Consider the following 18,508-nt stretch of genomic DNA (forward strand, 5'->3'; position numbering starts at 1 on the left):
GGCAATCCAGAACGGCGCACACCGCTCTGGATTGGTTGGCCTACCGGCCGCCTCCGGCACCGCTTCGCTCGCAATGACGACAGGATAAGATATGACCCGCCCCTCCCCCGACACCCCCATCGAGACGCGGTGGGAAGGCCGCTTCATCACCGTCAAGCAGCAAGGAACGTGGGAATATGTGTCGCGCTCGCGCGGCATCCACGCGGCGGTGATCCTTGCCATCGACGAAGCCGCGGACGGGCGCCACATCATATTGGTCGAGCAATATCGCGTGCCGTTGAAGGTCCAGTGCCTCGAGCTGCCCGCGGGGCTTGTCGGCGACGACGCCAGCGGCGAGGCGGCGGAAACTGCAGCCGAGCGCGAACTTGAGGAGGAAACGGGCTATCGCGCCGCAAACTGGCGCACGGTTGGCGAATTCTTCAGCTCGCCGGGGATGGTCAGCGAAAGCTTCACGCTGCTCGTCGCGACCGGCCTGACGAAGGTCGGCCAAGGCGGCGGCGTCGATGGCGAGGATATCATCGTCCACCGGGTGCCGCTGGACGGGATCGAGGATTTCGTCGCGGCGAAACGCGCCGAAGGGTGCGGGATCGACGTGCGCGTCGCGATGCTGCTGGCGGGCGGGCTGCTCGCCTAACGCCCCCCGAAGCGCCAGCGCAGCAGCGGACGCGCGAGGAGCAGGCCAGCGAGGAAGCCGCCGACATGCGCCCAGATTGCAATCGCGCCGAAATCGCCGCCGCCGCTGAGACCGAGGAGCAATTGCAACCCGATCCACGCCAGCGCGAGCCACAGCGCGCGCACCCAATGCGCAGGGATCGGCCCGATCGCCTTCGTCTGCGACCGACTGAAGATCAGCGCGAACACCGCAATCAGCGCCGAAATCGCACCGCTGGCCCCGATCATCGGCACGGCCGATGCGGGATCGGCCAGATATTGCGCAAATGCGCCGGCATAAGCCCCGACGACGAGCAACACCCCCATCGCCTTCGCGCCCAGCGGCGCTTCCAGCTGGCGGCCGATGAACAGCAGGATGATCAAGTTGAAGATCAGGTGGAGCCAACCCGCATGCAGGAAGGCCGAGGTCAGCGGCGTCAGGATAAAGGGCACCATCGTGCCCGGCGACGCGATCAGCTCGCTGCCGAACCGCGCGGGAATGAAGCCGGCACGGATGAATGAGTCGAGCTGATATCCGCTGACCCAGGTCAGGAGAAAGACGACGACACACGCGAGCGCGTAGCCCGTGACCAGCGGCGCATCTTGCGGCTTCATCGCCTTGGCTCCGTTCGCCCCCGGCTCAGACGAACTCGATCTTCGTCACCAGATAATATTTATCGCCCGACGGCACGGTCACTTCGACCTCGTCGTCGACCTTGCGGCCGATCAGCGCGCGGCCGAGCGGCGAGTTGTAGCTGATCTTGCCGTCCTTCGCGTCCGCCTCGGCCTGGCCGACGATCTGGTAGCGCACCGGCTTGTCATCCTCGTCGGCGAGCGTGACGGTCGCGCCGAAGACGATGCGGTCGCCCGACAGCGTCGTGGGGTCGATGATCTGGGCGCGCGACAGACGATCCTCAAGGTCGCCGATCGAGGCTTCGACCTGACCCTGACGTTCCTTCGCGGCGTGATATTCGGCATTTTCCGAAAGGTCGCCATGCGCGCGCGCTTCCTCGATCGCATCGACGATCAGGGGTCGCTCGGCCTTCAGAGCCGCGAGCTGGGTGCTCAGCTTCTCATAGCCTTCCTGCAGCATCGGAACCTTTTCAACGCTTGCCATTATCCTGTTGTCCTTCGTCAATAATCCTGCCTCGGCGGTTGAGCGCCGAGCGGCTGAGCCGCTGTTTCCGTAATGTCGGGGAGGTGGAGCGGTACCCTCAATAATAGTCCTGAAGCGGCTTTACTTCAAGACTATGCGCGCGCAGCGCCCCGATCGCCTGCGTCGCGGCATCGCTCGCCGCAGCGGTGGTATAATAGGCGATGTCGGCGGCCAGCGCCGAGGCGCGGATCGATTGCGAATCCTGCAGCGACTGCCAGCCCTCGGTCGTGTTGAAAATCAGCTGCACGTCGCCGTCCTTGATCCGGTCGACGATATGCGGCCGCCCCTCGGCGACCTTGTTGACGCGTTCCACCTCGATACCCTGCTGCGCGAGATAGTCGGCGGTGCCGCCGGTCGCGATCACCTTCCAGCCCCAGGCGCGGAGCTGCTTCACCGCACCGACGATGCGCGGCTTGTCGCTGTTCTTCACCGACACGAACAGGCGCCCCTCCGTGGGGAGGCGGTCGCCCGCGCCGAGCTGTGCCTTGGCGAATGCAAGGTTAAAATTGCGATCGATTCCCATGACTTCGCCGGTGGACTTCATTTCCGGTGACAGGACAGGGTCGGTGCCGGGGAAGCGCGCGAAGGGGAAGACCGCTTCCTTGACCGCGACATGCGCGATGTCGCGATTGATCTTCGGCAGGTCGGCGAGCTTCTCGCCCGCCATCACGCGCGCCGCGATCTTGGCGATCGGCGAGCCAACGGCCTTGGCGACGAAGGGCACGGTGCGGCTGGCACGCGGATTGACCTCGATGAGATACACATCCTCGTCCTTGACCGCGAACTGGATGTTCATCAGGCCGCGAACGCCCAGCGCGCGCGCCAGCGCATCGGCCTGGCGCTCGATTTCGGCGACGATATGCGGCGGAAGGCTGTAGGGCGGGATCGAGCAGGCGCTGTCACCCGAATGGACCCCGGCTTCCTCGATGTGCTGGAGCACGCCCGCGACCACAACATCGGTCCCGTCGCACAGCGCATCGACGTCGACCTCGATCGCGTCGCGCAGATAGCGGTCGATCAGCACCGGCGAATCGCCCGACACCTGCACCGCGGTCTCGATATAATTTTCGAGCTGCGCCTGATCGTCGACGATCTCCATCGCGCGCCCGCCCAGCACATAGGAAGGCCGCGTCAGCACCGGATACCCGATGCGCGCCGCGACCGCGACGGCTTCCTCGCGGCTGCGCGCGATACCATTCTCGGGCTGCTTGAGCTTCAGCTTGTTGACCAGCGCCGCGAAGCGCTCGCGGTCTTCGGCGAGGTCGATCGCGTCGGGCGAGGTGCCGAGGATCGGGATTCCCGCTTCGGCCAGCGCCTGCGCGAGCTTCAGCGGCGTCTGGCCGCCGAACTGGACGATCACCCCGACAAGCTCGCCCTTCGACATCTCGACGTTGAGGATTTCGAGCACATCCTCAGCGGTCAGCGGCTCGAAATAGAGGCGGTCCGACGTGTCATAGTCGGTGCTCACCGTCTCCGGGTTGCAGTTGACCATGATCGTCTCATAGCCCGCCTCTTCCAATGCGAAGCACGCGTGGCAACAGCAATAATCGAACTCGATCCCCTGCCCGATGCGGTTCGGGCCGCCACCGAGGATAACGACCTTCCTGCGGTCGCTCGGGTTCGCCTCATTCTCGGGCTCGCCAAAGGTCGGGGCTTCATAGGTCGAATAGAGATAGGGCGTCTGGGCCTGGAATTCGGCGGCGCAGGTATCGATCGTCTTGTAAACCGGGCGGACGCCGAGCTTGTGGCGGAGCGCGCGCACCTCGGCCTCGGTCACGCCGCCGGTCATCGCCTTGACGGCCTCGTGGATCAGCCCGCTGCCATGCGCGGTCGCGCGGCGCGTACCGGGGCGCAGGTTCGCCGATTGCAGCGCCAGATAGGCTAGCCGCTTGTCGGAGAAGCCCATGGCCTTGAGCTTGCGCATCCCTTCGGTGTCGCGCGGCAGGCCGTTCGCCATCACCTCGTTCTCGGCCTCGACGATCTCCGCGATGCGTTCGAGGAACCACATGTCGTAGCCCGCGATGCGGTTGATGTCCGCGAGCGGCAGGCCCTCGCGGATCGCCTGCGCGGTGTTGAGCAGGCGGTCGGGCGTGCGCTTCGCGAGCTCGCTCTTGAGTTGCTCGTGGCTCGCACCAACCAGCCGGTCGACGAAGTTGAAGCCGCTGAGGCCGGTTTCGAGCCCGCGCAGTGCCTTCTGCATCGATTCATGGATCGTGCGCCCGATCGCCATCACCTCGCCGACCGACTTCATCGCGGTCGAGAGCGTCGCCTCGGCGCCCTTGAACTTCTCGAAGGCAAAGCGCGGGATCTTGGTGACGACATAGTCGATCGTCGGCTCGAACGACGCCGGGGTCACCCCGGTGATGTCGTTCATGATCTCGTCGAGCGTGTAGCCGACCGCGAGCTTCGCCGCGACCTTGGCGATCGGGAAGCCCGTCGCCTTCGACGCCAGCGCCGACGAACGCGATACGCGCGGGTTCATCTCGATCACGATCAGGCGGCCATCCTTCGGATTGACCGCGAACTGCACGTTCGAACCGCCTGTTTCGACACCGATTTCACGCAGCACCGCGATGCTCGCGTTGCGCATGATCTGATATTCCTTGTCGGTCAGCGTCAGCGCCGGCGCGACGGTGATGGAATCGCCGGTATGGACGCCCATCGGATCGACATTCTCGATCGAGCAGATGATGATGCAATTGTCCTTGCGGTCGCGCACCACCTCCATCTCATATTCCTTCCAACCGAGAAGCGACTCCTCGATCAGGACTTCGGTGGTCGGCGAGGCGATCAGGCCGCCGCGGACGATATGCTCGAACTCCTCGCGGTTATACGCGATGCCGCCGCCCGTCCCGCCGAGCGTGAACGACGGGCGAATGATCGACGGCAGGCCGGTGCGTTCGAGCACCGCGAACGCCTCGTCGACCGTATGTGCGACGCCGCTGCGCGCGCTTTCCAGCCCGATCTTGTCCATCGCGTCGCGGAATTTCTGCCGGTCCTCGGCCTTGTCGATCGCCTCGGCATCGGCGCCGATCATCTCGACGCCATATTTCGCCAGCGTTCCGTCGTTGAACAGCGCGAGCGCGGTGTTGAGCGCGGTCTGCCCGCCCATCGTCGGCAGCACCGCATCGGGGCGCTCCTTCGCAATGATCTTCGCGACGATCTCGGGCGTGATCGGCTCGACATAAGTGGCGTCGGCGAGGTCGGGATCGGTCATGATCGTCGCGGGGTTGGAGTTGACGAGGACGATGCGATAGCCCTCCTCCTTCAAAGCCTTGATCGCCTGCGTCCCCGAATAGTCGAACTCGCACGCCTGACCGATAACGATCGGGCCGGCGCCGATGACGAGGATGGATTTTATGTCGGTTCTTTTGGGCATGATCAGTTTTTCTTCGCGCCGAATAGTTTATTGAGAAAAGAGCGAGGTTTTGCAGGCGGTTCGCGATGAGGGGAAGCGTTGCCGGGTGTCGCCGCGAAAGTTTCCCAGCCGTCATATTCGACGCCACTCTCCTCGGCCAATTCGAGCAGCTGCGGTGTGAGTTCGTGGAAGGTACTGATTTCAGTCCCCATCGTGCGGCTCAGAACGACCCCGCCTGGGTTATTCAGCCAATGATCGACCTCGAACCCGAGCTTCTCAAGCTTGGCTTCCAAAAGCTGGAGTTTGAGCGGTTCGCCATAAAACCAGAAATCGACCTTCCTCGGAACGTCGGCTTGATTGCCATTCTCTTCGAGCGCGCCGATCACCTGTTGATCCCCATCGAGTTGGATATCGAGCGGCGTAGGCGTGATAAATTCCCGGTAAGTCGTGAGTTCAAAATCGGACGCGACTTCGACGTCCGCGATTTCCGAGCCGATGCCCGAAATAAGTGCGGCTACCTCATCGCCCTTGGCGTGAGCAAAATAAAGCACGCGCCGCCCATCGCCAGTGACGCTCGCAGTATGAAAGCAGTGAGATTGCAAAGACGACAGCGCCACGATCGCTTTGTCTTCCAAGTCATGCAAATTGCTAAGGCCTGTCGGGGTTGGAAGCCGATTTTCCTGTATGAGACTCGGCTTCAAATCGCAAATCACCGCCGAAACAGCGTTTGACTTCTCAAAATCGACGATGAAGTCATTTTTGACACGCGCCCGCACGACCAGCGGATATCCGTCCGCAGATTGACGCCCCATCAGCATCCAGCGATCCGTATCGCCCGCGATCGTCATATCCGTCACGACGATTTGGCCAATCCACCCACAAACTTCTCGAACAGATAGAAACTATCCTGCGGCCCCGGGCTCGCCTCGGGGTGGTACTGCACGCTGAAGGCGTTCTTGCCGGTGATCGCGATGCCGCAGTTCGATCCATCGAACAGGCTCTTGTGCGTCTCGACCACGCCCTTGGGCAGCGTCGCCGCATCGACCGCGAAGCCGTGGTTCATGCTGGTAATCTCGACAACACCGTCTTCTGCGCGCTGTACCGGATGGTTCGCGCCGCGGTGGCCCTGATGCATCTTCACCGTCTTCGCGCCCGCCGCGATGCCCAGCATCTGGTGGCCGAGGCAGATGCCGAAGATCGGGACGCCCCGCTCGAGCAGCCCCTTGATCACCGGCACCGCATATTCGCCCGTCGCCGCGGGGTCGCCGGGGCCGTTCGACAGGAATACGCCTGCGGGGCGCAATGCCATGATCTCGTCCAGACTGGTCTTCGCGGGCACCACGGTCACGCGCGCGCCGGCCTTCACGAGGTTGCGGAAGATATTGTCCTTCGCGCCATAATCGACCGCGACGACATGCGGCGCGGGATCGCCCTCGCGCTTGTGGTCCGACGCCTCATATCCCGACCCAAGATGCCACACGCCCGCGTCCCAGCTGCCCTGCCGCTCGCGCGTGACGGTCTTGGCGAGGTCCATGCCCTCCAGCCCAGGCCAGCCCTGCGCCAGCATCAGCAGCTTATCGAGGTCGAACTTGCCCTCGGGGCTGTGCGCGACCACGCCGGTCGGCGCGCCGCCGTCGCGGATGCGGCGCGTCAGCGCGCGCGTGTCGATACCCGCGAGCCCGATCAGACCCTGCGCCGCCATCCAGTCGGGCAGCGTCTGGACGCTGCGAAAGTTGCTGGGCAGCGTCGGCAGCTCGCGCGTGATGCAGCCGATCGCGGCGCGCTTTTCGCGCTCCATATCCTCGGGGTTCGCGCCGACATTGCCGATATGCGGAAAGGTGAAGGTGATGATCTGCCCGGCATAGCTCGGGTCAGTCAGGATTTCCTGATAGCCGGTCATCGCCGTGTTGAAACAAATCTCGCCTACGCCCGCGCCGCTGGCGCCATAGCCCACGCCCCACAGGATCGTGCCATCGGCAAGGACAAGAACGCCAGTCGCGCCCGCGGGCGGGGTTTTGGGCGCGGCAGAGGGGTTGGCTGGTGCCATTCAACATGCTCCGGACGGGGGGCTAAACGGCCGACCAAGTAGGAAGCAAAAAAGTGATTCACAAGCTATCGGATTCGGAATCTTGCCGCTAGAGAGGGCCTTTCCGAAATTTGTGAGCCATGGGGACACGCATGATTCGTGACGACATCAAGGCTGCGCAGGTCGCCGCGATGAAAGCCGGCGACAAGGCGCGTCTGGGCACCATCCGGCTGATGCTGGCCAAGATCAAGGACAAGGACATCGAACTCAGGACCGGCACCGCGCCGGCCGACGACGATGTGCTCGTCACCGACGTGCTGCAGAAAATGGTCAAGCAGCGCCGCGAGTCGATCGCCATGTACGAACAGGGCGGCCGCCCGGAACTCGCCGACGTCGAGGCGGCCGAGGTCGTCGTGATCGAGGAATTCCTGCCCGCGCAGCTCAGCGATGACGAGGCGACGGCGGCGATCAAGGCGATCGTGACCGAGCTGGGCGCCGAGAGCCTGAAGGATATGGGCAAGGTGATGGCCGCGGTGAAGGACCGGCTGGGCTCGCAGCTCGACATGAGCAAGGCGAGCGGGTGGGTGAAGGCGGCGCTCTCCTGAGACACACGCTCGCCGCCTGCTTGCGGGCGGATGCAGGCAGAGGCATATCGAAGATATGACCCTCACCCCGCAATGGCTGGACGAACTCCGCTCGCGCATCACGCTGTCGACCCTCATCGGCCGCACGGTGAAGGTCACGCGTGCCGGGCGCGAGCATAAGGCCTGCTGCCCCTTCCATAACGAAAAGACCCCCAGCTTCACGATCAACGACGAAAAGGGCTTCTACCACTGCTTCGGCTGCAGCGCGCACGGCGATGCGATCCGCTGGATGACCGACCAGCGCGGGCTGTCGTTCATGGACGCGGTCAAGGAACTCGCCGCCGAGGCCGGCATGGAAGTCCCCGCCGCCGACCCGCGCGCCGCGAAGAAGGCCGAGGAGCAGGCTAGCCTCCGCGACGTCGTACAGGCCGCGGCCGACTGGTTCACCGCGCAGCTCGCGAGCAGCAACGGCGCCCCGGCGCGCGACTATCTGGCGAAGCGCGGCATTTCGGAGGCAACGCGCAAGGCTTTCGGCTTCGGCCTTGCCCCCGACAGCCGCTCGGCGCTGAAGGAAGCGCTCAAGAAATTTCCGACCGCGATGCTGGTCGAATCGGGGATGCTCATCGCGGTCGAGGAGAAAGAACCCTACGACCGCTTCCGCGGGCGGCTGATGATCCCGATCCGCGATGCGCGCGGGCGCGTCATCGCGTTTGGCGGACGCATCCTCGGCGACGGCGAGCCCAAATATCTGAACTCGCCCGACACCCCGCTCTTCGACAAGGGGCGCACGCTCTACAATCTCGACAAGGCAAGCCCCGCGTCGCGCCAGACGAACCGGATCATCGTCGTCGAAGGCTATATGGACGTCATCGCGCTCGCCGAGGCGGGGATCGCCGATGCCGTCGCGCCGCTCGGCACCGCGCTCACCGAGAACCAGCTCGGGATGATCTGGCGGATGGTGCCTGTGCCCATACTCTGCTTCGACGGCGACAGCGCGGGGCAAAAGGCGGCGATGCGCGCGGCGATGCGCGCCCTGCCCCTGCTCCGTCCGGGCTTCAGCCTCGCCTTCGCGACCCTGCCCGCGGGGCAGGATCCGGACGATCTCGTCCGGGCGCGCGGATCGGCCGGTTTTGTCGATATTCTGGAGGAAGCCCAACCGCTCGTTGAACGGCTCTGGGCGCACGAAGTCGCGGCAGGGCCGCTCGCGACGCCCGAGGAGCGCGCGGCGCTCAAGACCCGGCTGCTCGCCCATGCCGACGCGATTCAGGACGCCGACGTCCGCCACCATTATCGCGAGGCGTTCCGCGAAAAACTCGATGCGTTGTTCGCCCGCAAACAGCCCGAGCGCGGCCCGCGTGTCCCCTGGGCTCCGCAACCCCAGCGCGGCGGCCGCCGCTTCCAGCCCGACCCCCGCCTTCAGCCGCCTGGCGAGGAGACGCGCACACTCAGCCAGAGCGGGATTGCCGGCCCGCTCGCCGCGGCGTTGCTCGGCGGATTGCTCCGCTATCCGGAGGCGCTTCGCCGGCACGAGGACGAGCTGTTTCGCCTCCCCATCCCCGATTCCGGCGACGCCGAACTGCTCCGCGCAATGCTTGACATCGCAAATGGCCAAGAAGGGCTTGATTGCGAGGGGTTGCTTGCCATATTGGAGCCAATGAAAGTGTATAATAGGGCGATGACATTGCTCAGAGCCGACGGAATGCACTTCTCATTCAATCGCAGGCTCGAAGGCGAAGAGATTGACGCAGCACGCGAAATCGCGCTGCGTGATCTTGACGAATATATCGGCGTGCTGGTCACCCAGCCCGAAATCCGCGCCCGGCTTGCCGAGGCGACCGCGGATTTCCAGCGCACGATGGACGACGAAGGCCTGGCGCGTCAGCAAAAACTGCGCGCCATGGATGAGGAACTGACCCGCCGCCTGGCCGCGCTGTCCGACAGCACGAACCAGTGACGACCATTTTACAGATGCCCCAAGGCAGGAAGAATTGATGGCCACCAAGAACACCGCAGCCGACACCGATACCGACACCGACGGCCCGCTGATCGACCTCAACGAGGCCGACGTCAAAAAGCTGATCGCGCGCGGCAAGAAGCGCGGTTACCTGACCTATGACGAGCTCAATGCGGCGCTGCCGCAGGACGAGATGTCGTCCGAGCAGATCGAGGACATCATGTCGGCGATCAGCGACATGGGCATCAACATCGTCGAGAGCGACGAAGATGTGCAGGAAGAGGCCGAGCAGGAGGCCGACGACGATATCGACGTCACCTCGAACTCGGGTTCGCTGACCGCACCCGCCATCGAGAAGAAAAAGGAAACGGTCGATCGCACCGACGATCCCGTTCGCATGTACCTGCGCGAAATGGGCGCAGTCGAGCTGCTCAGCCGCGAGGGCGAAATCGCGATCGCGAAGCGCATCGAGGCGGGCCGCGACACGATGATCCTCGGGCTGTGCGAAAGCCCCCTCACCTTCAACGCGATCATCGAATGGTCGAACGCGCTCAACAACGGCGACATGCAGTTGCGCGAGATCGTCGACCTCGAGGCGATGCTCTCGAAGGATCCGGCGCCCGAGAATCTTGACGAGGAAGGCGCCGAGGACGACGGCGAGATCAGCGAAAAGACCGCCGGCGTCTCGTTCAAGGACGAGGATGAGGTCGAGGAAGAGCCTTCGGCCGACGAAGACGACGAAGATGGCGAAGGCTCGTCGGGCAAGCGCGAGACCTTCGAGGAGGACGACGAGGACAACACGCTGAGCCTCGCGGCGATGGAAGAATTGCTCAAGCCCGACGCGCTCGAGAAGTTCGCGAACATCACCAAGAGCTTCAAGGCGTTCCAGAAGCTGCAGGAAGCGCGCCTCGAATCGCTGTCGGGCGGCGAGGAATTTCCGTCGGCGTCGGAAAAGAAGTACCACAAGCTGCGCGAGGAACTCACCGCGCAGGTCGAGAGCGTGCAGTTCCACGGCACCAAGATCGAATATCTCGTCGACCAGCTCTACAGCTACAACCGGCGCCTGACCGCGCTGGGCGGCCAGATGCTGCGCCTCGCCGAGCGCCACAAGGTGCCGCGCAAGGCGTTCCTCGACAATTATGTCGGGCGCGAGCTCGAAGAGAATTGGCTCGACCAGGTCGGCGGCATCGACAAGAAATGGGCTGCTTTCGCCGAAAATGAAGCCGGCGCGGTCGACCGCATTCGCGTCGAGATCAGCGAAATCGCGCAAGCCGCGGGCATGAGCCTGGTCGAATTCCGCCGCGTCGTGAACATGGTCCAGAAGGGCGAGCGCGAAGCGCGCATCGCCAAGAAGGAGATGGTCGAGGCGAACCTGCGTCTCGTGATCTCGATCGCGAAGAAGTACACGAACCGCGGCCTGCAGTTCCTCGACCTCATTCAGGAAGGCAATATCGGCCTGATGAAGGCGGTCGACAAGTTCGAATATCGCCGCGGCTACAAGTTCTCGACCTATGCGACCTGGTGGATCCGGCAGGCGATCACCCGCTCGATCGCCGATCAGGCGCGCACGATCCGCATCCCGGTCCACATGATCGAGACGATCAACAAGCTGGTCCGCTGCAGCCGCCAGTTCCTTCACGAAAGCGGCCGCGAGCCTACCCCTGAGGAAATGGCCGAGCGCCTGTCGATGCCGCTCGAAAAGGTCCGCAAGGTGATGAAGATCGCCAAGGAGCCGATCAGCCTCGAAACGCCGATCGGCGACGAGGAAGACAGCCACCTCGGCGATTTCATCGAGGACAAGAACGCCGTCATTCCGGTCGACGCCGCGGTGCAGTCGAACCTCAAGGAAACGGTGACCCGCGTCCTTGCGTCGCTGACACCGCGTGAGGAGCGCGTGCTTCGCATGCGCTTCGGTATCGGCATGAACACCGACCACACGCTCGAGGAAGTCGGCCAGCAGTTCAGCGTGACCCGCGAACGCATCCGCCAGATCGAGGCCAAGGCGCTGCGCAAGCTGAAGCACCCGAGCCGCAGCCGCAAGATGCGCAGCTTCCTCGACCAGTAAGCCGAAGGCCGGGGGATATCGGACGATGGGGGGAACGCGCGGTTCCGCTGCCATGTCAGAAGCCCCCTCGCCGACGCGAGATTCGCGCCACGGTTCCCGCATTCTCGTCGTCTCGATCGGCGATGCCGGCGATGTCGGGCATCCGCTGACGGGTTATAGCGCGCTACTGGCCGACAGCGGATGCGGGGTGGAACAGCGCGTCATTCGTGAAGGATCGAGCCCGCGCCAGGTGCTGCGCGCGCTGTGGCTGACCCGTGATGTCCGCTCGTTCGACGCGGTTATCGCAAGCGATTATACGGGTGCCTTCGCAATGGCGATCATGGCGCTGTTGCTCCGCAGCCGCGCCTTGCTGATCGCGGTCGGGTTCAACCTCTCGCGGCGCCCTTTCCGGTCAGGCCACGCCGCGATCGACCGGATCGTCGACCGGGTCTTCGCGCGGCTGGACAGGATCGTCGTTCACTCCACTCCCGAAGCCGATCAGTTCGTGGCGCTACACACCATGGATCGGGGAAGGTTCTCCGTCGTACCTTGGGGCTTCGACCTGCCGCCCGTCGCGGACGACGTCGCGGCCCTGGTTCCTCGCACGCCTTATGTGGCCATGATTGGCCGCAACAATCGCGATTTCGAGGCAGCCGCGCTCGGATTGCAGGGGACCGGCATCGGCGGGGTGTTCGTGGGTTGCGGCGACCTGCAAGCGGCCGGGGACACCGAACTACGGACATTTCCGACGCTTCCGTTCGACCAGTGCCTCGGGATCATGCGCAATGCGATAGCCAGCCTGATCATCCTCAACAACGGAAATCGCGGCGCGGGCCATATCACCGCGGTCGCCGGCATGCTGCTCGAACGGCCGCATATCTTTTCCGACGCGCCGGTCATCGGCGATTATCTGCAGGACCGGGTGCACGGCATTGCGGTTCCCTTTGGTAAGCCGGAAGCCTTGCAGCACGCGATCCGGCAGTTGGCGGACGATCCCGCGCTGCGCGAGCGATACGGCCGCCAAGGCCGCGAGACCGCGCTCACCCAGATGAGCAACGCGGCATTCAGCCGCAAGATCGCGCATATTGTGCTGGGCGAACTCGGCCGACGGCGCGTCGGGCCATAGACTGAACGTCGCGGGAGCCGGACACATATGACGGACAATCAGGCTTCGCAAGGACCGGCGACGACGCGGGACGGGTCGTCCGGACGTCATCTGCTCGACCTGTTCGGCGCCGTCCGCATCATCAACCTGCCGAACCGGACCGATCGGCAGCGCGAGATGCTCGATGAACTGGGGCGCATCGGCATCGCGGGCAACGACCGCGTCGCATTCCACGCCGCCAGCCGCTTCGAAGATGCCGCCGATTTCCCCACGACCGGCGCGCGCGGCTGCTTCCACAGCCACCTCTCCGTCCTGGAAGAGGCTGCGGCAAGCGGCGCGCGAGCAGTTCTGATCCTCGAAGACGATCTCGATTTCGAACGCGATTTCGACGCGCTTATGCCCGCGGTTCGCGAGGCGCTCGATCGGGTCGGCTGGTCAGTCTTTTTCGGCGGCGCGCTCAATCTGTCGTCCGACGGACCGGTGACGCCGATTGAAAGGCTGGTCCCCGAAACAGCGGTGATGGGCGCGCATTTCATCGCCTTTCGCGGCGATGCGATCGGTGCCGCGGCGTCCTACCTCCGCGCGATGCTCGACCGTCCGGCGGGCTCGCCGCTGGGCGGCCCGATGCACGTCGATGGCGCCTACAGCTGGTTCCGGCGCGAAAATCCCGCGTTCGAGAGCTGGATCGCTAAGCCTTTCCTCGGCCACCAACGCCCGTCGCGCACCGACATCCACGAGCTTGGCTGGAAAGACCGAATCCCGCTCGTTCGCGATCTGATTGCACTAGGCCGCCGATTGCGGCGGCGCATACAATAGGGCTGCGCGTTTTCGTCGACGCCCTTTCAACAGCGCACGCTTGCGCACACCGTGACCAGAAATGCTGCACCGCACAATTAGCGGCTGCGCGACTTCGGTTTTTCATATTTTGCTCCCAGATAGCGCCAATGGCGGGACCGGTGTAACCGGAAGGCATTGCGCCACCGAATGGTAATCAGCCCCATTAAATGGGAATCGCTTTGCCATGAGGCAGGACCAACCGACCCGCTTGGACAAGAAAAAGCGGAAAAAACATGGGAATGCATAAATTGGCATGCGCATTGCTTAGTAGTCGGTACGAACGCGGCTCCCCCTCCGCCGCGGCCAAAGGGAAAGACAAGACGATGCAGACCGAAACCACCAATCTCTTCCGCCGCCGCGATACCTTCTTCGGCATCTGCGAGGCCGTGGGCCAGGATTTCGGGTTCAACCCGCTCTATCTGCGTCTGGCGTTCATCGCGCCGCTCTTCTTCTTCCCGGTGCAGACTTTCGCCGCCTATTTCGCGCTCGGTTTCATCGTCCTCGCCTCGCGCCTGCTCTTCCCGAACAAGGCGGCGGCGGTCGAAACGCCGGTGCAGTCCGCGGCTGAACCCGCGGCCGCCAACGAAGAAAAGACCGAGGAGTTCGCGCTCGCGGCTTGACGGGACACGGACCGGGCATCCCCCCTCTCCCCGCCCCGTCCGCACCCGCAACGCATGGCGTCCATGTGCGCCATGGCAACCGGGACCGGCAAGTTTCCCCCGTGCTTGCCGGTCCCTTTGCGTGCATCCTGTCCCCATCCGGCACAGCCCGTCATGCAATTGAAAGCTGGCTTATAAACGGGACGTTTACGACGTTCGCGTAAGGCTCTTGTCTTGCAATCACGCGCGTCGGGCAGCGATCCGGCGCCACAGGCAAGGATCAAGCGTTGAGCCAGTCGACCCAGCCCAAGCTGCAAACGCGCGGCGTCGCCGAACTGCTCGACAATCTGGTCGCCGGCGAGGGCACCGGCGCGCATCCGCACATCAGGTCCGGGGCGCTGTCGAGCGGTCCGCAAGCGATGCGCAATCTTGCCGATGCCGTCCATTTCATCGGGCTGCTCCACGGCCGCTATCCGGGCGTGGTCGACAGCGCCGCGCGCAAGGCGATCGATCCCGCGTCGCGCAAATGGATGGAGGAAGCCGCGCAGGCCTTTGCCCAGGAACGCGCCTTCCTGTCGAAGATCGCTGCCGCCGCCGGTCCGGTGCCCAGCACGCAAGGCCAGGCGCAATGCGAAGCCGCCGTCGCGGCGCAGCGCCGCGCGCTCGACATGCTCGCCGAATCGGATCGCCAGGGCTGCGCCATCGGCGCCGCGATCGCGCTGACGCTCGACTGGCGCACGATCCGCGTCCTCCTCGACATCAGCGCGCAGCGGCTCGAGATGACGGTACCGCGCTGCACGCTCCCCGACCTTCGCGACACGGCGCGGGTCGCGGCGCAGGTTGCCGAAACCCCCGCGGTCGAGCGCGCGATAGCGTTCGGCGCGCAGCAGCTGATCGCCCAGCATAGCGGCCTTTGGGATCTGCTCGCCGCGCGCGCCGCCAGCCGCGCCCATAGCTGACCAACGCCTCCCTGTGTCGACGGAGGGGAGATTCGCTTGCGCCCCCTGCGCCGCTGTGCCATTTCGCTTGACGTTCACGTTAAGGGAAAGAGCCGATGCGTTTCGAAGGTACCAGCGCCTATATCGCCACCGACGACCTGAAGGTTGCGGTCAACGCCGCAACGATGCTGCGCCGCCCGTTGCTCGTGAAGGGCGAACCCGGCACCGGCAAGACCGTGCTGGCCGAGGAAATCGCCAAGGCCTTCGACGCGCCGCTGATCACCTGGAACATCAAGTCGACTACGAAGGCCCAGCAGGGCCTGTACGAGTATGATGCGGTTGCGCGCCTGCGCGACGGCCAGCTCGGCGAAGAGCGCGTCCACGACATCCGAAACTATATCAAGAAGGGCAAGCTGTGGGAGGCGTTCACCTCGCCCAAACTCCCCGTCCTCTTGATTGACGAGATCGACAAGGCCGACATCGAGTTTCCGAACGACCTGCTCCAGGAACTCGATCGCATGGCCTTCCATGTCTACGAGACCGACGAGACGATCAGCGCCAAGGAACGCCCGATCGTCGTCATCACCTCAAACAACGAGAAGGAACTGCCCGACGCTTTCCTGCGCCGCTGTTTCTTCCACTATATCAAATTCCCCGACCGCGACACGATGGCCGACATCGTCGAGGTCCACTTCCCCGGCATCCAGAAGACGCTGGTCAGCCGCGCGATGGACATCTTCTACGACGTCCGCGACGTGCCGGGGCTCAAGAAGAAACCTTCGACCAGCGAACTCATCGACTGGCTGAAGCTGCTCCTCGCCGAGGACATGCCGCTCGAGGTGCTGCAGAACCGCGACGTCGGCAAGGCGATCCCGCCGCTCCACGGCGCGCTGCTCAAGAACGAGCAGGATGTGATGCTGTTCGAAAAGCTCGCCTTCATGGCGCGGCGCCAAGGCGCCTGATGGTCTATACCGGCCGCTGCGCGTGCGGCGCGGTCGAAGTCCGCATCGACGGCGAACCGCTCGCTGTACGCCAATGCTGGTGCCAGCACTGCCAGAAGATCGCGGCGGGAGGGCCCACGCACAATGCGATCTTCCCGACCGATGCCATTATGACCGACGGCATCACGGCGTCCGACAGCTATGTCGCCGACAGCGGCAACACCCTCACCCGCTCGCATTGCGCCGCGTGCGGAACGCCGATGTTCAGCGCGTCATCGGCGCGGCCGCAGATGCGCGTCGTGCGCTTGGGCGTGCTCGACCAGCCGCACGGTCTCAAACCGACCGCGGCGATCTGGACAGGCGAAGCGCCCGACTGGGCGATCCTCGATCCGGCGCTAGAGCAGTTCCCAGCGCAGCCACCTGCGCCGCCCAGCCCTCAGAGCTGATAGGCGACCTCGACGTCGCCCCAGCGGCGGCCGTTGATCACCGCGGGCATATAGACGTTGCGCACGGTCAGATAATTGATGCCGTCGCCTTCCTGGCGATAGACCGTCATGAAGAAGGGCGCCGTGCTGCGCTTCGCCGCCGCGTCGGTTTCGTCATACAGGATGCGGCCGTTGCGGCAGTGCGCCGTATCATGCTCCAGATCGCCCGTCGGCGCGCGCGAGCATTCGGTGATGTGCGTCGGCAGGAAGCCGTTCATGTCGCCCGCCGACGACATCTTGATCTCGGGATGCTCGGCGACGATGCGGTCGAACAGCGGGCGCCAATTGGCATCCGCCCAGTCGCACAGCGTGGTGCGAAAGCGTTCGGGGTTCGAATTCGGCACGCGCACATAATTGCTATCGAACAGCTGCTCCATCGACAGCTCGCCGCGCTCGATCGCACGTTCGGCAAGGCCGACGAATTCGTCGCGAACCTTCGCCGCGAGCGCGACGATCGCCGAATCCTGGGGGCTGACCCCGGCCGAAATCACCGCGTTGAACATGCGGTTGGAGACATGCTCCATCGACAGGATCGAATCGCGCGTGCCGTCGAGGGTTGCGCTGTTGTCGCGCACCGAGGTGACGACGCGGTCCAGCGCCTCGCGAACCTTGGCGCCATTTGCATGGACCATGGCCGAGCTTTGCGCGATGCGGTCGCTCTGATCGTCGAGCAATGCGACAAGGTGGGTCGCGTCGTGCAGCGCCTCGGTGATCGTCTCGAACTGCGCCTCGGCGCGGCTCGACTGCTCGACCCCCGACTGGATCTCGGTGACGAGCCCGCTCGCCTCGGCGGCGAGGCTGCCGATGCTGCGGCGGATCTCGTCGGTCGCGCCGCGCGTATTCTGCGCGAGCTTCTTCACCTCGGCCGCGACGACCGCAAAGGTGCGCCCCGCATCGCCCGCGCGCTCGGCCTCGATCGCGGCGTTGAGCGCCAGCATATTGGTGGTCTTGGCAATCTGTTCGATCGACTGGCTGACCTGCTGCACCTGCTCCATCACCGCCGCAAAATTGGTGACGTGGGTGCCGAGCCGCGCGACAAGGTCGATGACCGAGCGAAATTCGCTGACCGCCGCGTTGACGCGTTCGGCGCCGGTGTCGAGCTGTTCGCACGCGCGTGCCGAGAGCAATTTCGCCTCGTCGGTCGAATCGGCGATCTGGCGCTGGTCATTTTCCAGACTGACGACGAACTCTTCCAGTCGGCCGAGTTCGGATATCTGGCGTTCCATCTGGTCGGTCGCGCGCTTGATGCGCCCCGCCGCGTCGCTGCAACCGACGGCAAGCTCGCCGCAGTCGCTGGCGACCGACTGGTCGAGCAATTGCGCGGCCGGATTGATCGGATCGAATTTCATTGCGCACCCACGTCCCTGAATGATCGCAAAGCTATGCCGAACATTGGTTAACACGGGGTCAAGACGCTGTCCCCCACGGCGGCGCGATATGGCAAAGTTCAGGAAAGTTCAGCCTTGCGCGTCGCCCGTTTCGGACCGGGGGATTGCCGAACGCCTCACGCCCGCCTTGCCGCGTTGATCCACCACATGAAAGAGCCGGATGAAGGCTGGCACGGCCGGACAATGTAGGAAAGGCCTTTATTTGCGTCGGCTTTGGGGTGGGAAGCGGACGTATCAACAACGTCGCCCCCGCGCAGGCGGGGGCCGCTAGCCGCCTATTCCTGCGCGGCCGCGTAAACCGACAGCGGCCCCCGCCTGCGCGGGGGCGACGGCTTATTTCGGTCGAAACTCGTCATTGGCAAAACCGTCCCGCACCTCTTGGCAATCTGCTTTACGTTCACGTAAAGTGATTGCGCGCGCCGCGCGAACGCGATACGCCTGC

At 64.4% G+C, this 18,508-nt stretch carries 16 protein-coding genes; 10 read left to right on the forward strand and 6 right to left on the reverse strand.

Annotated features, from left to right (window positions below; translation table 11 throughout):
* Positions 1 to 91 precede the first annotated feature (91 nt).
* Complete coding sequence (locus QOL79_RS11140) at positions 92 to 634, forward strand: NUDIX hydrolase (protein ID WP_058453938.1); 543 nt, start codon at positions 92 to 94, stop codon at positions 632 to 634.
* Here the strand turns inward: QOL79_RS11140 and QOL79_RS11145 are convergent.
* The 5 genes from QOL79_RS11145 to carA all read right to left on the reverse strand — a co-directional run bounded on the left by QOL79_RS11145 (position 631) and on the right by carA (position 7,212).
* Positions 631 to 1,266 (reverse strand): rhomboid family intramembrane serine protease, encoded by a 636-nt coding sequence (locus tag QOL79_RS11145; RefSeq protein ID WP_283419624.1) that lies wholly within the window; start codon positions 1,264 to 1,266, stop codon positions 631 to 633. The two genes, QOL79_RS11140 and QOL79_RS11145, sit on opposite strands and share 4 nt — an antisense overlap.
* A 25-nt stretch (positions 1,267 to 1,291) precedes the next feature.
* Complete coding sequence (gene greA / locus QOL79_RS11150) at positions 1,292 to 1,768, reverse strand: transcription elongation factor GreA (RefSeq protein ID WP_058453940.1); 477 nt, start codon at positions 1,766 to 1,768, stop codon at positions 1,292 to 1,294.
* A gap of 97 nt (positions 1,769 to 1,865) precedes the next feature.
* Positions 1,866 to 5,186, reverse strand: coding sequence for a carbamoyl-phosphate synthase large subunit (gene carB, locus QOL79_RS11155; protein WP_283419625.1), 3,321 nt, complete (start codon positions 5,184 to 5,186; stop codon positions 1,866 to 1,868).
* Positions 5,187 to 5,188: 2 nt separating this feature from the next.
* Positions 5,189 to 6,013, reverse strand: a complete 825-nt coding sequence (locus QOL79_RS11160) for a ribonuclease E inhibitor RraB (protein ID WP_283419626.1) — start codon at positions 6,011 to 6,013, stop codon at positions 5,189 to 5,191.
* Positions 6,014 to 6,018: 5 nt separating this feature from the next.
* Complete coding sequence (carA, locus tag QOL79_RS11165) at positions 6,019 to 7,212, reverse strand: glutamine-hydrolyzing carbamoyl-phosphate synthase small subunit (protein ID WP_283419627.1); 1,194 nt, start codon at positions 7,210 to 7,212, stop codon at positions 6,019 to 6,021.
* Between the two features lie 131 nt (positions 7,213 to 7,343).
* Here carA and QOL79_RS11170 point away from each other — a divergent pair, with 131 nt between their 5' ends.
* The 9 genes from QOL79_RS11170 (at position 7,344) to QOL79_RS11210 (ending at position 16,639) form a co-directional block, all read left to right on the forward strand.
* Entirely contained in the window at positions 7,344 to 7,796 is a 453-nt protein-coding gene (locus QOL79_RS11170) for a GatB/YqeY domain-containing protein (RefSeq protein WP_058453944.1), read from the forward strand.
* Between the two features lie 55 nt (positions 7,797 to 7,851).
* Positions 7,852 to 9,729, forward strand: coding sequence for a DNA primase (gene dnaG, locus QOL79_RS11175; protein WP_283419628.1), 1,878 nt, complete (start codon positions 7,852 to 7,854; stop codon positions 9,727 to 9,729).
* Between the two features lie 37 nt (positions 9,730 to 9,766).
* A complete protein-coding gene (gene rpoD, locus QOL79_RS11180; RefSeq protein WP_058453946.1) occupies positions 9,767 to 11,794 on the forward strand; it encodes an RNA polymerase sigma factor RpoD in 2,028 nt (675 codons plus the stop codon).
* Positions 11,795 to 11,846: 52 nt separating this feature from the next.
* On the forward strand, positions 11,847 to 12,899 hold the full coding sequence (locus tag QOL79_RS11185) for a glycosyltransferase family protein (protein ID WP_283419629.1): 1,053 nt from the start codon (positions 11,847 to 11,849) through the stop codon (positions 12,897 to 12,899).
* Between the two features lie 27 nt (positions 12,900 to 12,926).
* Complete coding sequence (locus QOL79_RS11190; RefSeq protein WP_058453948.1) at positions 12,927 to 13,694, forward strand: glycosyltransferase family 25 protein; 768 nt, start codon at positions 12,927 to 12,929, stop codon at positions 13,692 to 13,694.
* 344 nt (positions 13,695 to 14,038) lie between these two features.
* Positions 14,039 to 14,335 (forward strand): PspC domain-containing protein, encoded by a 297-nt coding sequence (locus QOL79_RS11195; protein ID WP_283419630.1) that lies wholly within the window; start codon positions 14,039 to 14,041, stop codon positions 14,333 to 14,335.
* 266 nt (positions 14,336 to 14,601) lie between these two features.
* The gene (locus QOL79_RS11200; RefSeq protein ID WP_204994148.1) at positions 14,602 to 15,273 is read left to right on the forward strand and encodes a DUF6975 family protein; all 672 of its coding nucleotides are present in this window, start codon (positions 14,602 to 14,604) and stop codon (positions 15,271 to 15,273) included.
* Between the two features lie 95 nt (positions 15,274 to 15,368).
* On the forward strand, positions 15,369 to 16,214 hold the full coding sequence (locus QOL79_RS11205) for an AAA family ATPase (protein ID WP_058453951.1): 846 nt from the start codon (positions 15,369 to 15,371) through the stop codon (positions 16,212 to 16,214).
* The gene (locus QOL79_RS11210) at positions 16,214 to 16,639 is read left to right on the forward strand and encodes a GFA family protein (protein WP_058453952.1); all 426 of its coding nucleotides are present in this window, start codon (positions 16,214 to 16,216) and stop codon (positions 16,637 to 16,639) included. Before QOL79_RS11205 ends, QOL79_RS11210 begins: the two co-directional genes overlap by 1 nt.
* Here QOL79_RS11210 and QOL79_RS11215 read toward each other — a convergent pair.
* Complete coding sequence (locus tag QOL79_RS11215; RefSeq protein WP_283419631.1) at positions 16,630 to 18,027, reverse strand: methyl-accepting chemotaxis protein; 1,398 nt, start codon at positions 18,025 to 18,027, stop codon at positions 16,630 to 16,632. The genes QOL79_RS11210 and QOL79_RS11215 overlap by 10 nt on opposite strands.
* Positions 18,028 to 18,508: the final 481 nt, after the last annotated feature.

Origin of the sequence: Sphingopyxis sp. Geo48 (assembly GCF_949769155.1) — a bacterium.
Classification (GTDB): domain Bacteria; phylum Pseudomonadota; class Alphaproteobacteria; order Sphingomonadales; family Sphingomonadaceae; genus Sphingopyxis.